The 15,097-nt window shown below is 59.3% G+C and carries 13 protein-coding genes and 1 tRNA gene; 9 read left to right on the top strand and 5 right to left on the bottom strand.

The features are described from left to right. The first annotated feature begins 35 nt into the window (after positions 1 to 35). Both ACFVTJ_RS14310 and ACFVTJ_RS14305 read left to right on the top strand, forming a co-directional pair. The gene (locus ACFVTJ_RS14310) at positions 36 to 689 is read left to right on the top strand and encodes a response regulator (protein ID WP_386908406.1); all 654 of its coding nucleotides are present in this window, start codon (positions 36 to 38) and stop codon (positions 687 to 689) included. A 21-nt stretch (positions 690 to 710) separates the two neighbouring features. After that, complete coding sequence (locus ACFVTJ_RS14305) at positions 711 to 2,048, top strand: sensor histidine kinase (protein ID WP_386908404.1); 1,338 nt, start codon at positions 711 to 713, stop codon at positions 2,046 to 2,048. Between the two features lie 62 nt (positions 2,049 to 2,110). On the opposite strand, the gene ACFVTJ_RS14300 is transcribed toward ACFVTJ_RS14305, so the two are convergent. Further along, positions 2,111 to 3,415 carry an MFS transporter gene (locus tag ACFVTJ_RS14300; RefSeq protein ID WP_386908663.1) on the bottom strand — a complete coding sequence of 435 codons (1,305 nt, stop codon included), beginning with the start codon at positions 3,413 to 3,415 and terminating at the stop codon, positions 2,111 to 2,113. A gap of 293 nt (positions 3,416 to 3,708) precedes the next feature. Here ACFVTJ_RS14300 and ACFVTJ_RS14295 point away from each other — a divergent pair, with 293 nt between their 5' ends. The 5 genes from ACFVTJ_RS14295 to ACFVTJ_RS14275 all read left to right on the top strand — a co-directional run bounded on the left by ACFVTJ_RS14295 (position 3,709) and on the right by ACFVTJ_RS14275 (position 9,170). Further along, positions 3,709 to 4,824: an RHE_PE00001 family protein gene (locus tag ACFVTJ_RS14295; protein WP_386908403.1), complete on the top strand. Its 1,116-nt coding sequence runs from the start codon at positions 3,709 to 3,711 to the stop codon at positions 4,822 to 4,824. Positions 4,825 to 5,070: 246 nt separating this feature from the next. Continuing rightward, the gene (locus tag ACFVTJ_RS14290) at positions 5,071 to 5,301 is read left to right on the top strand and encodes a multiprotein-bridging factor 1 family protein (protein ID WP_386908401.1); all 231 of its coding nucleotides are present in this window, start codon (positions 5,071 to 5,073) and stop codon (positions 5,299 to 5,301) included. A 225-nt stretch (positions 5,302 to 5,526) separates the two neighbouring features. Continuing rightward, the gene (locus tag ACFVTJ_RS14285; RefSeq protein ID WP_386908399.1) at positions 5,527 to 6,771 is read left to right on the top strand and encodes an adenylate/guanylate cyclase domain-containing protein; all 1,245 of its coding nucleotides are present in this window, start codon (positions 5,527 to 5,529) and stop codon (positions 6,769 to 6,771) included. A gap of 228 nt (positions 6,772 to 6,999) precedes the next feature. After that, positions 7,000 to 7,992, top strand: a complete 993-nt coding sequence (gene iolG / locus ACFVTJ_RS14280) for an inositol 2-dehydrogenase (RefSeq protein WP_386908397.1) — start codon at positions 7,000 to 7,002, stop codon at positions 7,990 to 7,992. Positions 7,993 to 8,285: 293 nt separating this feature from the next. Further along, the gene (locus ACFVTJ_RS14275) at positions 8,286 to 9,170 is read left to right on the top strand and encodes a DMT family transporter (RefSeq protein WP_386908395.1); all 885 of its coding nucleotides are present in this window, start codon (positions 8,286 to 8,288) and stop codon (positions 9,168 to 9,170) included. Here ACFVTJ_RS14275 and ACFVTJ_RS14270 read toward each other — a convergent pair. Both ACFVTJ_RS14270 and rocF read right to left on the bottom strand, forming a co-directional pair. Beyond that, on the bottom strand, positions 9,167 to 10,246 hold the full coding sequence (locus tag ACFVTJ_RS14270; protein WP_386908393.1) for an ornithine cyclodeaminase: 1,080 nt from the start codon (positions 10,244 to 10,246) through the stop codon (positions 9,167 to 9,169). The genes ACFVTJ_RS14275 and ACFVTJ_RS14270 overlap by 4 nt on opposite strands. Positions 10,247 to 10,259: 13 nt before the next feature. Further along, on the bottom strand, positions 10,260 to 11,180 hold the full coding sequence (gene rocF / locus ACFVTJ_RS14265) for an arginase (protein ID WP_386908391.1): 921 nt from the start codon (positions 11,178 to 11,180) through the stop codon (positions 10,260 to 10,262). A gap of 129 nt (positions 11,181 to 11,309) precedes the next feature. Here rocF and ACFVTJ_RS14260 point away from each other — a divergent pair, with 129 nt between their 5' ends. Both ACFVTJ_RS14260 and ACFVTJ_RS14255 read left to right on the top strand, forming a co-directional pair. Next, the gene (locus ACFVTJ_RS14260) at positions 11,310 to 11,747 is read left to right on the top strand and encodes an Lrp/AsnC family transcriptional regulator (protein ID WP_386908389.1); all 438 of its coding nucleotides are present in this window, start codon (positions 11,310 to 11,312) and stop codon (positions 11,745 to 11,747) included. 122 nt (positions 11,748 to 11,869) lie between these two features. Beyond that, positions 11,870 to 11,943: transfer RNA gene (locus tag ACFVTJ_RS14255), tRNA-Gln, on the top strand. A 541-nt stretch (positions 11,944 to 12,484) separates the two neighbouring features. Here the strand turns inward: ACFVTJ_RS14255 and ACFVTJ_RS14250 are convergent. Both ACFVTJ_RS14250 and ACFVTJ_RS14245 read right to left on the bottom strand, forming a co-directional pair. After that, the gene (locus ACFVTJ_RS14250; protein WP_386908387.1) at positions 12,485 to 13,870 is read right to left on the bottom strand and encodes an MFS transporter; all 1,386 of its coding nucleotides are present in this window, start codon (positions 13,868 to 13,870) and stop codon (positions 12,485 to 12,487) included. Positions 13,871 to 14,048: 178 nt separating this feature from the next. Beyond that, positions 14,049 to 14,996, bottom strand: coding sequence for a dihydrodipicolinate synthase family protein (locus tag ACFVTJ_RS14245; protein WP_386908385.1), 948 nt, complete (start codon positions 14,994 to 14,996; stop codon positions 14,049 to 14,051). Between the last annotated feature and the right edge of the window lie 101 nt (positions 14,997 to 15,097).

The following is a 15,097-nucleotide window of genomic DNA, read 5'->3' as shown; positions in this document are numbered from 1 at the left end:
GAGATACGCAAGACGACGCGATAAAGGGAGCTGTCTTGCGGGTTCTGCTTGTTGAAGACGATTATGTGCTGGGAGAGGCGCTGCGCGACCATGTCGCGGCGGCTGGCCATGCTGTTGACTGGTTCAAGACGCTGGGTGACGCCACAGCGGCAACTCTGACCATGGGTTATGGCCTCATCCTGCTCGACATGCGACTGCCTGACGGCGAAGGCATCACCCTGCTGCAAGCCCTGCGCAAGCGCGACGACGCGACGCCTGTTATCATCCTGACAGCGCATGACCAGGTTTCCGACCGGATTGCCGGGCTGAATTCCGGGGCCGACGACTATGTAGTCAAGCCATTCGATCTCAACGAGCTTTCTGCGCGCATGCTGGCGGTCTCGCGCCGTTACGAGGGTCGCTCGGCACCCGTCATCCGCCTGCCCGGCATCGAGATCAACCAGGTGGCGCGCAACATTACGGTCGACGGGACGGCGCAGACACTGAGTGCCCGGGAATGGGCCGTGCTGGAAAAGCTGGTCGAGCATCCCGGAGCGGTCGTCTCCAAAGCGCAGTTGCACGACACGCTCTATGAATTCGGCGCGGAAATAGAGAGCAACACGGTCGAGGTCTATATCAGCCGGCTGCGCAAGAAAATCGGCCATGACCGCGTCGAAACCGTGCGCGGCGTCGGCTACACCATCAAGTAGACGAACCGCAGGCAGGCGAAGATGGCCAGACCCACCAGCATGACCCGCAAACTCGTGACGGCGCTGACGAGCGTTGTCGCCATATCCTGGCTTCTCGCCTGCGGGCTGGGCGTCATGGCGATGCAGGACGAATTTGCGGAGATTTTCGATGCCGGCCTTGAGGAGACGGCGGAAAGGCTGCTGCCGCTTCTGCTCGACGACCTGCGCGAGAACAATACCGGGCCAGCCTCGCAGAAACTCAACCAGTCGGCGGAGGGAGCGGAATATCTGACCTATCAGGTTCGTGACCGCGAAGGCCAGGTCGTGCTGCATTCGCATGACAGCTCGACGGAGCCTTTTGAAGTCTCGCTCGACCCCGGTTTTTCCGAGACGTCGTCGCAGCGCATCTTCACGGTGGCCTCACCCGATGGCAATTATTTTCTGCAGGTCGCCGATGCCTTCGCCAATCGCCGCGAGGCGATCATAGAGGCGGGCAGCGCCTTGATGTTGCCCGTTCTCATTCTCATTCCGGCCAGCATCATCGCCGTCATCGTCGTCGTGCGCCGAGCCCTTCAACCCGTGCAGACATTGCGTGACGAAATCGGGAAAAAAGACGGCGGCAATCTTGCGCCGCTTGCGACACAGCCGTTCCCCGCCGAACTGCACCCCATCGCCCGTTCGGTCAACCTGCTGCTCGGACGGCTGCGATCGACGATCGAGGCCGAACGGGAGTTTACCGCCAACAGCGCCCATGAATTGCGCACGCCGATTGCCGGCGCACTAGCGCAGGCGCAGAGGCTGCTCGTCGATATTCCGCCGGAGCTGGCGCCACGCGTTGAGAATATTGAAAAATCCCTGCAGCATCTCGCTCATCTCGCCGAAAAACTGCTTCAGATGTCGCGGGCGGAAGCGAAGATCGGGGTCACCGACAAAACAAGCGATCTCATCCCCGTGCTTGAGCTCGTCATTGACGACATGAGCAGAACGGCGATCGGAACGTCCCGCATCCGCTTTACCAATCGCTGTGAAGGCGGCCTGCCCTGCCAGATCGGCGCGGATGCCTTCGGCATCATCATCCGCAATCTTCTTGAAAACGCGCTGATCCACAGCCCGCCGGAAAGCCCGGTGCAGGCCATCGCTGAAACGGACGGCACGATCCGCATCGTCAATTCCGGGCCGGCTGTCGACCCGGCATTGTTGCCCAAGCTGACCACACGTTTCACCCGAGGCCCGACCACGGCTGATGGAACCGGGCTTGGCCTCGCCATCGTCAAAAGCCTGGTGGAACAGGCAGGCGGAGAGCTGGTGCTTTCCTCTCCTGTCTCCGGCCGGCAGGATGGCTTCGAGGCCCGCGTGATCCTTCCGGTCCAAACGGCCTGACGAGCTGCAAACAAAAGCCCCGCCGGGCGGGCGGGGCTTTAGTGGATCGGTACGGTTGAGGCTTAATCCTCGTGGATATGGCTGTGATCGCGCGTATCGCGCATCTTTACATAGACCACCAGCGACAGCGCGATCATGATCGTCACATACCAGAAGAACCAGTTTTCATGGCCGATCTGCTTAAATTTCAGGGCCACGAATTCCGCCGTTCCACCGAATATGGTGTTCGCCAGCGCATAGGGCAGCGCCACGCCGAGCGCGCGGATATGGGCAGGGAACATTTCCGCCTTCACCACCGCGTTGATCGAGGTGTAACCGGTAACGATCAACAGGCCGACCAGTACCAGAACGAACGCCATGATCGGATCCGTCGTCGTCGCCAGCGTGCTGAAGATGAGATAGGTAAACAACGTTCCGAGAATGCCGAAGCCCACCATCAGCGGTTTACGGCCCACCCTGTCCGAGAGCGCGCCGGCAAGCGGCTGGCACAGCATGAAAACGAAGAGCGCCGCCGTGGTGATTTCCGTGGCGCTTTCCTTGCTGAAGCCCGAGGTATTAACGAGGAACTTCTGCAGATAAGTCGTGTAGGCGTAAAAGGCGAGCGTGCCGCCTGATGTCAGCGCCATGACCATCAACGCTTCGCGCGGATAGTGTTTGAACAGCGCCCAGCCGCTGGATTTCGGCTTGTCGGCGGCTCCGGTTTTGGCGTTTTCGAAGGACTGGGTTTCGACGAGTCCCCGGCGGATATAAAACACCGCAATCGCCAGCATGCCGCCGATGAAGAACGGAATGCGCCATCCCCAGGCACCGAGCTGTTCCGGCGTCAGAACCCGCTGCAATACCAGAAGCACCGCCAGCGCCAGAAGCTGGCCGGAAATCAGCGTTACATACTGGAAACTGGAGAAGAAACCACGGCGGCTCTTGCCGGCCATCTCGCTGAGATAGGTGGCGCTGGCGCCATATTCACCGCCGACACTGATGCCTTGCAGGAGGCGGGCGAAAACCAGGATGGCGGGTGCCGCAATGCCGATCGTGTCATGGCCGGGTGTGATCGCGATCAGAAGCGAACCCAGACACATCAGGGTGACGGAGAGTGTCAGGCCCGCCTTGCGGCCCTTGCGGTCGGCATAAGTACCCATGAACCAGGCCCCGATGGGCCGCATCAGAAATCCGACGGCGAAGACGGCAGCCGCGCTCAGCAGTTCGGCGGTCTGGTTGCCGGAGGGAAAGAAGACCGGCGCGAAATAAAGGGTGAAGGCCGAATAGACATACCAGTCATACCATTCGACGAGGTTGCCCGCCGAACCGCCGATAATCGATTTCAAACGGGTTTTCTGATCCGGCGCGGTGGCGGGACCATTTGCCATAATATTCACGGGTAAACTCCAATTCATCTTCGTCTGGGAGATGGAAGGGCGAACGGAAGGTGTGATAATTTGTCGCTCTCGGTGGGGGTATATACCCGCCATGCTGCAATGCGCAAGCTTATGCCGCATCGCAGCAAAAGGACGGGAAAGGCAATGGTAGTGCATGTCATCGAGCTTCCCGGCCCTCCACGCGGGGTCTGCACAACAGGACGGGACCATGATAGCGGGAAAAATAAAGCGACGCCATTGCGATCCGCCTTGTAAGCCGCCCGCGCCCAAACTAAAAAATATCAATGATTTACGACATATCGGACGTCCAGATCGAAAAGCTCTTCATCGCCGCCACCCGTGCGGGCGAAGCGCTGGCGCGGCTGGATGAGCGGATCGGCCGCTCGCCGATGAAACAGGGGTTCATCGAAAGACAGGATTTCACCGATGCCATTTCCTCCATGTGGGTGGATGGTGAACTCGTTCATATGGAAGATCTGGTGTTGCATGATGCCCATATGGATGTGCGGGCGCCGAGCCATGAAATGACGGCAGCACACCGGATTTTGCGGTCGAGACGGCTGATCTTTTCCAATGCGGCCGGCTGGGCCTTCACTGCACCCGGCCTTGCCAGGCTAAGGGGCAAGCTCACCCCCACCGGTGCGGAGACCACCGTACCACCAGGGGAGGCCATGGATCGATCACCAGAGGAAGATGCCGACGCCGTAGGGGAGACAGCGCTGGATGGCGCCTTTTCCGAGCTCGATGCGCTGCTGGCGCGAAGCTCCGCCACCCTTGATGCAATCACCACCGGCAACCCACTTCCGACGATACGCAGGGAAGAAAGCCATGACATCATCAACGAACCTGATTGGGACGAGGATGAACGGCTGAAAGAATGGTGGGATGTGCATGCGCGTACGCAGGAATTGCCGGCAATTCTGCGCACCGCCATTCTGCTCGATGCCTGGAACGTGATCGAGGTGCTGCAGCGCAGCCCCTGGCTCGGGAGGCTTCTGGCCTCCGCCTTCCTGCGCGAAGGCAATGTTACGCCGGATCATCTGCCGGCGCTGAGCGTCGGTCTTCGTGCCATACCGCGGGAGCGCCGGCACGCGAGAAACCAGACACAGCGCCTCTCCGCCCTGCTCGACAGTTTTTACGAAGCGGCACAGGCCGGCCTGAAGGAACATGACCGGCTGAGCCACGCAAGGGAGCGCATGATGCGCAGGCTGGCCGGCCGGCGTTCCTCCTCGCGGCTGCCCGAACTGGTGGAGCTCGTGGTCTCCCGGCCGGTAGTCTCGGCGGCGATGATCGTCAAGGAACTTGGCACCACGCCACAGGGGGCCATCGGCCTTGCCAAACAGCTGGAATTGCGGGAAGTCACCGGTCGCGGCCGTTTTCGCGCCTGGGGCATGCTTTAACCGTCACCGACTTCTACTGAGGCCCGGAAACCCGCGGTTTCGCCGGCTTCTTTTCCTTGAATACCGCCGCAGGAATGCGGCGATCACGAATCTTAACAAAATTTAACTATTGCGTAGGTGGGTGAAGCGTCTATGTTCCTCGCTGCGTTGCAGCACGATTTCTTCTCCGGCAACGCGGTCGCATTCGGCCCGGCAACTTTTCTGTGCCGCCCGCATTTAAGTGTCCATCATGAGGGAGATGCAATAATGACAATTTCAGTCACACAACCTGATTCCGATCACGAAACCGATGCTCCTTTTGCCAAAAAGGTTCTGGCAGCGCGTATGCTTGCCGGCTACACGGTCGAGCAGCTCGCCGTTACCTGCGGCCTGACCACCAGCGAAATCCGTGCGCTGGAAGAGGGCACAGACAGCGATCCGCTGCGCATCCGCCGTGTTGCCGCCGCCCTGCATATTCCTGTCGAAACCGTTATCTGACCCCGCCGCGAGCGGTTACTGAAACTCGGAAGCGCCGCCGGGGACGATGTTCGCTAGGACATCCGGGCGGCGCGCATGGCCTTGGGGCCGCCAGTCTTTTCCGGAACATTTTCCGCAGCGCTCTCTTAACATTTTCGTTATCCGGCACCACATGGGGTTCACGAGCGACCATGTTCGGCATGACTGCGCCCGTGTGAGAGCGGCAACAACCTCCGGAATCCTGCCATGACACTAAGCCTTGACACCGAAGAACAGGTTTCTTCCGCCGTGGATGAATTGTGGCCCGTGGAGAGGACCGAAATCCTTGACTGGCTCGTGACGGGCACCAAGGACGAACGCTTTATCGACGAGATATTCGTGGAGCTTTGCAACAGGCTGCGGGCAAGCGGAATTTCCGTCGCAAGGGGCGTGCTTGCTTTCCGCATTCGCCATCCGCAATGGCTTGGCGCGCGTATTTTGTGGAAAGCCGGCCTGCCCACTGCCGATATCGCCACCTATGGCTACGGCATGGAAAACTCCCCCGAATATCTCAACAGCCCCATCAACGACATCCATCAAGGCGCCACCGAAGTCCGCCACCGGCTCACCGGCGAGGAGATCGACGAGCCTGGCTATACCATCTATGAAGAGTTGCGGGCCGAAGGGCTGACGGATTATTGCGCCTGGCCGATCGAACACACCTTCGGCAAGCGCCATGTCGCCACCTTCTCCAGCGACCGGCCCGGTGGCTTCACCGAAACGGAAGTCCTTGCGTTGAAAAATCTTCTGCCTGCCCTGGCGCTGGTGAGCGAGATTCGTCTGAAAAACCGCATGACCCGCACCCTTCTCGAGACCTATGTGGGACCGCATGCGGGTGAAAAGATCCTCAATGGCGCAACGACCCGCGGCAGCGGCATCACGGTGGGTGCGGCGATCCTGATCTGCGACCTGCGCAATTTCACGCATATATCCGACCTCTGGCCACGCGACGATGTCATCGAGCTTCTGAACGGTTATTTCGACGCCATGTGCGATCCCATCGAGGAATTTGGCGGCGAAATCCTGAAATTCATGGGTGACGGATTGCTCGCGATTTTCCCCCTCAGCGATCCCAAGGCCTGCGAAAACCTGCTGAAGGCCATCGCCAGCGCGCAGAAGGGCCTCGTCGCGCTCAACGAATTCAATCGCCGGAAGGGCCATGATCCCCTGGGTTACGGCATCGGCGTGCATGTCGGTGATGTCATGTATGGCAATATCGGCTCGAAAACCCGCCTCGATTTCACCGTCATCGGCCCCGCCGTGAATATCGCCTCACGGCTGGAAACGCTGACCAAGGAGACCGGCCGCAACGTGCTTTTCTCCGAGGAATTCGTCCGCATGGCCGGGAATCGCGACGCGCTGGAAAGCCTGGGGCCATGGCTTCTTCGCGGCCTCGAAACCCCCGTCGAAGTTTATGCGCTTCCACCAGAGACCGACACGATCTCAGCCTGAACCGACCACCAAGACCTCTCTTCCCGCAATCCCGCGCAGGGCCTTTTGGCAATGCGGGGGATTTCTTTTTTTCGACGTGCCGCCCGCCGCTCGCCTCCGTCAAAACGCTTGACACTTCTGCGATGTCGATCTAGCAAAATAGAACATATATTCCATATCGAAACATTGCATGCATTCATATTCTGTCTCTTCAGGAGTGAGGGACGGATGTGAGAAACCGGAGGAAAGATGGTTACGAAATTGGCACTGCTCGGCGCTGGACGGATCGGCAAGGTCCACGCCAAGGCGATCACTACCGACAGCCGTGCGCAGCTGGTGGCCGTTGTCGACGCCATGGCCGGTGCTGCGGAAGCCATCGCCCGCGAGGCGCAGTGCAAGGTCAGCACGATCGACGAGGTTCTGGCCGACAAGACGATCGACGCCGTCATCATCTGCACGCCGACCAATACCCATGCCGACCTGATCGAGCGTTTCGCCCGCGCCGGCAAGGCTATTTTCTGCGAAAAACCGGTCGATCTCGATGTCGCCCGCGCGGAAGCCTGCGCCAAGGTCGTCGAAGAGACCGGTGCTAAGGTGATGCTCGGTTTCAACCGCCGTTTCGACCCGCATTTCCAGGCCGTTCACAAGGCAATCGAAGACGGACGCATCGGCAACGTGGAGATGGTTACCATCACCAGCCGCGACCCCGGCCCGCCGCCAGCCGAATATATCAAAGTTTCCGGCGGCATTTTCCGCGACATGACCATTCATGATTTCGACATGGCGCGCTTCCTGCTCGGCGAGGAAGTGGAAAGCGTGTTCGCAACCGGTTCCGTTCTCGTCAATCCGGAGATCGGCGCGCTTGGCGATTTCGACAGTGCCAGCATTATCCTGACGACCAAGAGCGGCAGGCAGGCAATCATCTCGAACTCACGCCGCGCGACCTATGGTTACGACCAGCGCATCGAGGTGCATGGTTCGCAGGGCTCGGCAGCGGCCGAAAACCAGCGTCCGGTTTCCATCGAGATCGCCAATGCGGATGGTTATACCCGCCCGCCGCTGCATGATTTCTTCATGACGCGTTACACCGCCGCCTATGCCGCGGAAATCACCGCTTTCATCGACAGCATCGAAAACAATGTTGCGCCTTCACCTTCCATCAAGGACGGGTTGATCGCGCTGAAACTCGCCGACGCCGCGCTGAAATCCACCGCTTCCAAGGCGGCCGTGAAGATCGGCTGAGGCCACTCTCATCATCACCCGCTAATTTGTCCCGCGGAGATTTCGCGGGACATAATATCCCTCATCCGGCTTGGGCTGGAATGACGGAAAGTAAGCGTTCGTCCGTATTGCCCGCATAGCATCGGCCACCGGCCCGCTCATTTGCCCTTCTAAAAAGCCGGCGCCCGGACTTGCATGGCTGCCATTCGAAAAATAAGGTTGTCTGACAAGGTGCGGCCATTTCATATGGTCACTACCCACCTCACTCATGCCTGATCCTCCTTTACTGGCAATTGCCGGATAGCGGTTTTCTTATGCCATCAGCCAAGACCGGTTTTCTTTATGCGCTTGTCGCTTTCACGATCTTTGCGGCGCAGGATGGCATATCGAAACATCTGGGCAGCGCCTATCCGCCCGTCTTCGTCGCCATGCTGCGATACTGGGCTTTTGCCGTCTTCGTTTTGTTGATGGCTGCAAGATCGGCTGGCGGCATTCGCGGCGCCGTCATGGCCAACCGCCCCTGGCTGCAGATCAGCCGCGGCGTATTGCTGGCCGTGCAGATCGTCTTTTCCATCTTCTCCTTCGCCGTCGTCGGGTTGGCGCATAGCCATTCCATCCTCGCCTCCGCGCCGCTGATCGTTGCGGCGCTGTCCATGCCTCTGCTGGGCGAACATGTGGGCTGGCGGCGCTGGTGCGCCATTTTCGTCGGCTTCATCGGCGTTCTCGTCATCCTCAAGCCTGAGGGCGACGGATTTGACAACAAGCTGATCATCACCTTCGTGGCCGCCTTCATGCTTGCGCTCTACAGCGTCCTGACACGCCTCGGCAGCAAGAGCGATTCAGCCATGACCAGCTTCTTCTACACCGGCGTGGCTGGGGCAGCAGCACTGACGCTGGTCGGCCCGTTTTATTGGGTGCCCCTTGCGCCGCAGGATTGGGGATGGATGCTGGCGCTGTGCATTACCGGCATGAGCGGCCATTATTGCCTGATAAAGGCGTTCGAACTGGCGGACGCAGCCTCCGTGCAGCCCTTTTCCTATTACCAACTGGTGCTCGTCTCCATTATCGGCGTCACCATCTACGGCGAGGTGGTAACGTCCAATATGGTCATCGGCGCAGCGATCGTTATTGCCGCCGGCCTCTTCACCATCTGGCGGGAGCATGTGGTTGCCCGCAGGAACCGCCGGGAGGCGAATTAGGCCTGCTGGCGATCACCGGTTTTGTCGAGAGCCGCCTCACAGCGCAGCAGCATGCCGAAGAGATCGCGTGGCTCATCCGGATCGGCCAAGAGGTCAAGCTCGGTATAAAGTCCGGTGGCAGCCAGTTTCGAGCGCACATAACGCAGCGCCGAAAAATCCTCTGTCGCAAAACCGACGCTGTCGAACAGCGTGATTTGCCTGTCGCCCGTGCGCCCTTGCTTTTCCCCTGACATGACCTGCCAGAGTTCGGTGACTGGATAATCCGCCGGCAATTGCTGGATTTCGCCTTCGATGCGCGTCTGCGGCGGATATTCAACGAAGATATCCGATCGTAGCAGGATATCGCGGTGCAGCTCCGTCTTGCCGGGGCAGTCGCCGCCGACGGCATTGATGTGGATACCGGGACCGACCATGTTGTCCGTCAGGATCGTCGCATATTGCTTGTCGGCGGTGACTGTCGTGATGATGTCAGCCCCTTCGACCGCCTCTTCGGCAGAGCCGCAGATCTTGATGGCAAACCCCTGTCCGGCAAGATTTCGGGCGCATTTTTCACTCGCGGAAGGGTCGATATCATATAGTCGCAGCGTATCGATGCCAAGAATGGCCCTAAAGGCGCGCGCCTGAAACTCGCTCTGCGCGCCATTGCCGATGATGGCCATGGAGCGTGCATTCTGGCGAGCGAGATATTTCGCCGCAACGGCTGAGGTGGCGGCGGTGCGCAGCGCCGTCAGGATCGTCATTTCGGTCAGAAGCAGCGGATAGCCATTACCGACATCGGAAAGCACGCCGAAAGCCGTCACGGTCTGGCGGCCTTCCCTCATGTTCTTCGGGTGGCCGTTGACATATTTGAAGCCATAAAGCGTGCCGTCGCTGGTCGGCATGAGCTCGATGACACCTTCCTTCGAATGCGAGGCGATGCGCGGGGTCTTGTCGAAGCTATGCCAGCGGCGGAAATCCTCTTCGACCACATCGGCGAGCTCGCGCAGGAATGTGTCGATCCCCACCTTGAGCACCAGCTTCATCATGTGATCGACACTGACGAAGGGCACGATATTGAGGTTTGGTATCACGGTCATCGCATCACCCCTTTCAACCGGCCCGCGTCGGGCGGTCCATGACCCGCTTGCCCATCAGGCTGGTGGCGAGATCCACCATCAGGGTTGCCGTCCTGCCGCGCTCGTCGAGAAACGGATTGAGCTCCACGAGATCGAGACTGCAGACCACCCCGCTATCATGCAGCATTTCCATGACCAGATGCGCTTCGCGGAATGTCGCGCCGCCCGGAACGGTGGTGCCGACGGCCGGCGCAATGGAGGGCTCGAGAAAATCGACATCCAGACTGACATGCAAAAGCCCGTTCGCCGCATGAACCCGCGCCAGGAATTCGCGCAGCAGAACGGCAACACCGTGCTCGTCAATCGAGCGCATGTCGTGAACGGTGATGTCGCTCTTTTCCAGAGCGGCCCTCTCGGCCGGATCAACGCTGCGAATGCCGATCATGCCGATATTCTCTTCCGGAACGGCATGGGAAAGCGGCGGGAAGTAACCGGAAAAACCATCACGTCCACTGAAATAGGCGACCGGCGTTCCGTGCAGATTGCCGCTGCGGGTGGTCTCCAGCGTGTGATAATCAGTATGGGCATCGAGCCAGAGCACGAAAAACGGACGGCCCTTTTCAGCCACCCGGCGCGCCATGCCCGCCACGGTTCCAGCCGAAATCGCGTGGTCACCGCCGAGGAAAATCGGCACGGCATCGACACTTTCGCGATAGGCGGCTTGCGTCAGCGCCTCGGTCCAGGCAACGGTTTCGGACAGATGATGCACGGCCGGGTTAGGGTGGCAAAATTCCCGCAGCGGCGCCGGCGTCACATTGCCGGTATCGACCACCCGATGCCCCAGTTCTTCGAGAGCATGGGCAAGCCCCGCGACACGATAGGCGCTCGGCCCCATTTCGCAGCCCAGCTGCCCGGCCCCGATTTGCAACGGCGCACCAACAAGCCTGATATCCATTCCCGTCCTCGCTTTCCCAACCGATATTTCACTAGACCATGGAGACATGGCAGAATGAACATGAAATATTGGCAATATTATCGAAATGAGCTACCATTTTGGTAAAATCTTTTTATCGAAATGGCATAGATGGACAATCTCGACGAACGCCTCATCACCCTTTTGCGGCATAATGGCCGGCGCAGCATTTCCGATCTGGCCGTGGAAACCCAAACCTCGCGCGCGACGGTGCGCGCACGTATCGAAAGAATGGAAAATGACGGCGCCATCATCGGCTATACCGTCATCCTGCGCGCCGACGCCGGGGAGGCCGCAATCCGCGGCATCATGATGATCGAGATTGAAGGCCATGTGACGGACCGCGTCATCCGCACACTCGGCGGTTTTCCGGAAATCTCCGAAATTCATACCACCAATGGCCGCTGGGACCTGATCGTCGAACTGAATGCCGCCACACTCAGCGATTTCGACGCCGTGCTCCGCCGCATCCGCCTCGTGCCCGGCATCACCGGCAGCGAGACCAGCCTGTTGCTCTCCACACCCCGCTCCACCCGCGCAAGGCTCTGACCCGAAGAGACAGCGCAAAAGCGGGATAAAACGCATTTTTCGATTTTTTCGACTTGCGCCCCAGAATAAATCATCTATATGACGACCCACCAAAGCGAACGCGGCAACGCACTTGCAGCTTTTGGGGAATAGTTCAATGGTAGAACAGCGGACTCTGACTCCGTCGATCTTGGTTCGAATCCAGGTTCCCCAGCCAATTCTCCCTAAAAGCCCTCAATTCCTTGATTTTCCAGTCGTGCCGGATATCGTTTGGCATCATTGGCGACCTGATGCCTGAAACTGGTGCTCAAGCGCAGCAACCGGTACGCCATCGCCATCCACGGCTCCGAGCGTGATCAAGTTTACATAGACCGAGCCAGCGTATAATATTTCTCGCCATTCAGCGGCCTGACATCGTGCCGATAGAATCGTAATCCATCGAGGTTTTTAGAGAGGGAGATTGCGCCAGAAGCCCGTCGGCTGGTATGCACGCCTCGATGATATGTGTCGGGGCCGCAGCCGGAATAACGCCGTCTCGTTCTTGAAAACGTATTTGGGATGACGCGCGGCGATGACACCGAACCCGGTGTGACATCCAACCGTTTCGATACGTCTTATCCGATCAGGATTTTTGTCTTGCCTAGATGCTCAGGCGCGTCGTCTGGCTCGTTGCTCAGTGGCTCTCATTCTTGCATTGGGGCACATCTCCGCTCTTCAATCCGACGGGCGGAGATGTGAACTGATTCACGCGTCTCGACTTACGGCGACAATTCTTCGAGAGCTTTACCCTTGGTCTCGACCGCGAACAGCATCGTCACGACAGCACCAATGACCAGAATGATGGCAAATGCCGCGAAGACATACTGGATGCCCATGGAAGACATCACGAAGCCTACAAGCATCGGACCGGCGGATGAGCCGAGACGTAGCCAGGCGCTGCCTGCACCCGTGCCGATGGCACGCATGCGGGTCGGGTAGATTTCCGCCGAATAGAGATACAGTGAGAAGGTCACGGTCTGCACGATGGCATAGGCAAGGCCCGCGAGGATCAGGACCTGCATGGGCGATGTCGCGCCGAGCCATGCCAGAATGGCGAGCGGCACGGGAGCCAGAAGCAGCGCTCCTGCGTACCAGCGTTTGCGACCGACCTTGTCGATCAGCAGCGCGCAGATGACGGCAGCGACCACGCCTGCCGCAGACGTCATGAAGCCATAGAGAATGCTTGTTTCGAGCGGCAGATTGAAGGTCTGGCGATAGAGTGTCGGCAGCCAGGTGATCGTTCCGTTCGCCACCATGTAGGCGCAGAACCACATCGCCCAGATCGACAGGGTGCGCTTCAGATAGATCCCCTGGAACAGTTCTTTCCAGTCGGACGAGCGTTTGACGGGCGTTGCAATGATCCGTGGCGCGGGAAGCTCCTTCCCGGAGGCGCGAGCGCTTTCTTCCATCCGCGTCACGATGGCATTCGCCTCATCATACCGGCCGGTTGCCGCCAGCCAGCGCGGGGATTCTTTCAGAAACCACCGTAGCGGGATCATCAGAATCGCGGGTACCAGACCCACGACGAACATGGCTTTCCAACCGTAGACCGGAACCATGAAGTAGCCGATCAGACCGGCGCCGACGAGGCCGAGCAGGAACATGACTTCATAGAGCAGGAAAAAGCGTCCGCGACCTTTCGAGCCGATCAGCTCGTTGATGTAGGCGCTGGCCACGGGCACTTCGCCGCCGGTGCCTATCCCTTGAACGAAGCGGAACGCCATCATCGTGCCTGCGCCGGCAGCGAAGAGGCAGGCAACATCCATGCTGACGAACAGGAGAATGGTGAATAGCAGGACCTTGAGGCGACCAACCTTTTCCGCAAGCCAGCCGAAAAGGATGGCGCCGATAAGCTGTCCGAGATATCCCATCGACAGAATCATGCCTGTCTGGGATGGAGTGAGCCCCCACTCGCGTACGAGAACAGGCATCGCATAGGCGATGGCGATCACCGTATAACCGTCGAAGAACGTCGCTGCTCCAACGATGTTACGGGCCCAGAATACTTCTCTTGTGATAGGAAGGCGCTCCAGGCGGGCGCTGATGTCGGCCTGCGGATCGGCAACAGCCGTCGCGTCAGCCCTTAACGGCTGCATGATATTCATGATTTCCTCCTCCACCCGCCGCCAATCTCTCTCCCGGCTACGGATTTGCTTCGTCGTCGTTGCTACGGTGTTTCTGGTTTCCTGTCAGAGATAAATTGCATCGGCATCACCGGCTTTGCGCTTCGTCACCCGGTCATGGTGCTTGCCGCCCGGCGCGCTCGCGCGGGGCGGCAAGAGATCACTCGGCGGCCAGCAGCTGCTCGACACGGCGAATGCCTGCGGCATCGAAGGCTGCGAAGATTTCCTGTTCTGCCTTTTCGCCGAGGTTTTTCAGCGGCTCGCGGATCGTCGCATGATCAAGGACGCCGCGGTGGACCAGGCCGAGTTTCAGAGCGACAGTGCCTTCCATATGTGAGCCGCGGTGGTAGACCGCACGGGTCACGGGCAGCAGCTGTTCGAAGATCTTGCGTGCTTGCGGATAATCCTGCGCCTTGCCCGCCTTGATCAGATCGATCAGAAGTTCCGGCGCGATGTTACCATAGCCAACGAGCAGGCCGTCGACGTCAAACATCGTCGGCAGCAGCCACTCATCATGGCAACTGAGGACCTGCAGGTTCGGATTGGCCTTCTTCAGCTCCGGGATTTCCACATACCAGCGCTTCATGTTGCGCACGCCGTTCTTCGTCGCAACGACACCGGGCTGGGTTGCGATGGCCAGCTGCGTGTCAAGGTCATAGGACGCCTTGGTCACGTCAGGATACTGGAACAGGATTTCCTGCAGACCGGATTCTTCCCAGATCGCCTTGTAGCGGTCCTGTGGAGCACCTTTCTGGAAACCGAAACGGAGCCAGCCGTGGTTTGGATAAACAAGCGCACCGGTGGCGCCGGCAGCCTTGCATTTCTTGGCCTCTGCGGCAGCCACGCGGGTTCCTTCACCGGTAATACCGGCGATGATGGGGAGAGAACCGCCAACGGCATCGACATAAACGCGGATGAGTTCAAGGCGTTCGTCCTCGGTTAGGAACGTGCCCTCGCCGGCGTGGCCGAGAATGACCAGGCTCTTTACGCCCTCCATCGAGGCGAGCCATCTGGCGATTTTGGCGTTGGCTGCATAATCGACCTCGCCATCCCGCGTGAAAGCGGTGACGGGTGCCGGGCTCAAGCCGCAAAGATCCATGGGTTGCATCTGATTTCTCCTCCTATCAGCTGCTGTCCTTAATCGATCAGCAGACGGGATCGTTAATGGGAACGTTCCCGTTATCGATCTGAATTGTTCTGGAGTCAACC

The sequence above is a fragment of the Agrobacterium sp. NPDC058088 genome (assembly GCF_042885035.1).
GTDB lineage: Bacteria > Pseudomonadota > Alphaproteobacteria > Rhizobiales > Rhizobiaceae > Agrobacterium.
The sequence above is the reverse complement of the archived record's forward strand: the minus strand, read 5'-3'. Positions and strand labels throughout refer to the sequence as shown.

Coding starts and splice junctions, on each gene's coding strand:
- ACFVTJ_RS14290 (WP_386908401.1), top strand. CDS start 5,071: ATGACAATTTCAGTCACACAACCTGATTCCGATCACGAAACCGATGCT.
- ACFVTJ_RS14275 (WP_386908395.1), top strand. CDS start 8,286: ATGCCATCAGCCAAGACCGGTTTTCTTTATGCGCTTGTCGCTTTCACG.
- ACFVTJ_RS14260 (WP_386908389.1), top strand. CDS start 11,310: ATGGACAATCTCGACGAACGCCTCATCACCCTTTTGCGGCATAATGGC.
- ACFVTJ_RS14270 (WP_386908393.1), bottom strand. CDS start 10,246: ATGACCGTGATACCAAACCTCAATATCGTGCCCTTCGTCAGTGTCGAT.
- ACFVTJ_RS14305 (WP_386908404.1), top strand. CDS start 711: ATGGCCAGACCCACCAGCATGACCCGCAAACTCGTGACGGCGCTGACG.
- rocF (WP_386908391.1), bottom strand. CDS start 11,180: ATGGATATCAGGCTTGTTGGTGCGCCGTTGCAAATCGGGGCCGGGCAG.
- ACFVTJ_RS14245 (WP_386908385.1), bottom strand. CDS start 14,996: ATGCAACCCATGGATCTTTGCGGCTTGAGCCCGGCACCCGTCACCGCT.
- ACFVTJ_RS14295 (WP_386908403.1), top strand. CDS start 3,709: ATGATTTACGACATATCGGACGTCCAGATCGAAAAGCTCTTCATCGCC.
- ACFVTJ_RS14300 (WP_386908663.1), bottom strand. CDS start 3,415: ATGGCAAATGGTCCCGCCACCGCGCCGGATCAGAAAACCCGTTTGAAA.
- iolG (WP_386908397.1), top strand. CDS start 7,000: ATGGTTACGAAATTGGCACTGCTCGGCGCTGGACGGATCGGCAAGGTC.
- ACFVTJ_RS14285 (WP_386908399.1), top strand. CDS start 5,527: ATGACACTAAGCCTTGACACCGAAGAACAGGTTTCTTCCGCCGTGGAT.
- ACFVTJ_RS14250 (WP_386908387.1), bottom strand. CDS start 13,870: ATGAATATCATGCAGCCGTTAAGGGCTGACGCGACGGCTGTTGCCGAT.